The sequence below is a fragment of the Hyphomonas sp. genome, from assembly GCF_013823385.1.
Taxonomy (GTDB): domain Bacteria; phylum Pseudomonadota; class Alphaproteobacteria; order Caulobacterales; family Hyphomonadaceae; genus Hyphomonas.
In genome coordinates, this window is the sequence record NZ_PNMA01000147.1 from 1 (window position 1) to 1,272 (window position 1,272).

2 protein-coding genes are annotated in these 1,272 nt (G+C 61.0%); one reads left to right on the top strand and one right to left on the bottom strand.

What is annotated here, in order from left to right:
• Window positions 1–611, bottom strand: a 611-nt coding sequence (locus C0456_RS20605; protein ID WP_291056601.1) for a cupin domain-containing protein, incomplete at its 3' end; no start/stop codon positions are given.
• Between the two features lie 68 nt (window positions 612–679).
• Between C0456_RS20605 and C0456_RS20610 the strand changes: the two genes are divergently transcribed.
• Window positions 680–1,225 carry a carboxymuconolactone decarboxylase family protein gene (locus C0456_RS20610; protein ID WP_291056604.1) on the top strand — a complete coding sequence of 182 codons (546 nt, stop codon included), beginning with the start codon at window positions 680–682 and terminating at the stop codon, window positions 1,223–1,225.
• The last annotated feature ends 47 nt before the right edge of the window (window positions 1,226–1,272 follow it).

Sequence of the window (1,272 nt, forward strand, 5' to 3'; positions counted from 1 at the left end):
CCGGCCACCTCTGCCAGATCATCAAGAGTCCACGAATGCCTTGGCTGTTCGTGCATCGCCGTCAGCGCCTTGGCCAATCGCGGATCGGCAAGGCCGCCCAGCACACCATCATTCACCAGGCCACTGGCGACAACATGACGCACTACCAGGATCAAGAGATAGTCGAACAAATGGTCGATGGCGGCCTGACGCCCATTATTGTCGCCAAATCCTTCGACAAGCAGAAGATCGCAGGCGGGCCCCAGCGTCGGGTTCTCGGCCAGCGGCAGGATGACAAGGTCGGGCAGTCCTTCGCCAATCGGGTTGCCATTATCGCCGCCCAGATCGACCTTCGCGCAGACCAGATCAGCCCCGCCTTCCGCAGCGCCAGTGAACCGATGCGCCTGTCCGCGCCGGAAGAAGAGCAGCGTTGGTTCGTTCAGAATGAGATCGGCCTCGCCAGATCGGCTCAGCGTCAACGCGCCGCTCTTGAGAAGGTGGAGGTAGCCGCAATCGGCAAATTGCGCGGTCGTACACAAGTTGCCGGTAAAGAATGTCCGGGCGCTCGGGGCAGTGTGGGCAAAGAGAGCGGCAAAGATGTCCATGTGAACGATCTGCAATGAAGTTGGCACCAATCTGCACCGATAACAGCCGATAGAGGCGTTGTGCAAGCCCGCACTGACCAACAGAGGAAACGCAAATGCCCCGCATCAACCCCGTAGAACTCGCCACTGCCGACACCGGCGTCCAGGCCACCCTCGGCGCTGTTAAGGCGAAGATTGGCATGGTCCCGAACCTTTTTGCGACCTTCGCTCATGCTCCTGCCGTGTTGAATGGCAACCTCGCCTTCGCAGATGCACTGGGAAGTGGTGTGCTGACCGCTGCACAGCGCGAAATCGTTGCGCTTGCCGTCGCCCAGTACAACAGCTGCCACTATTGTCTGTCGGCGCACACGCTGCCCGGGAAAGGTGCCGGCCTTTCGCCAGAGGCTATCCGCGCCGCCCGTCTGGGCAAGGGCCAAGATCCCCTCGACGATGCGATCGCGACGCTTGCCTTGCGCATCGTTGAAACACGCGGTCACGTGACCGACAGCGATCTGTCAGCAGCCCGCCTTGCTGGCCTCGACGACGCCCGCATCGTCGAAATCGTCGGTAACGTCGCGCACAATGTTCTGACCAACTTCATGAACAACGTCGCCCAGACCAAGATCGATTTCCCGGTCGTCGATGTGGCGGTTGCGGCCTGATCATAATGCGTGCGGGCCGGTGCAGGACATCGGCCCGCTCCTCAACC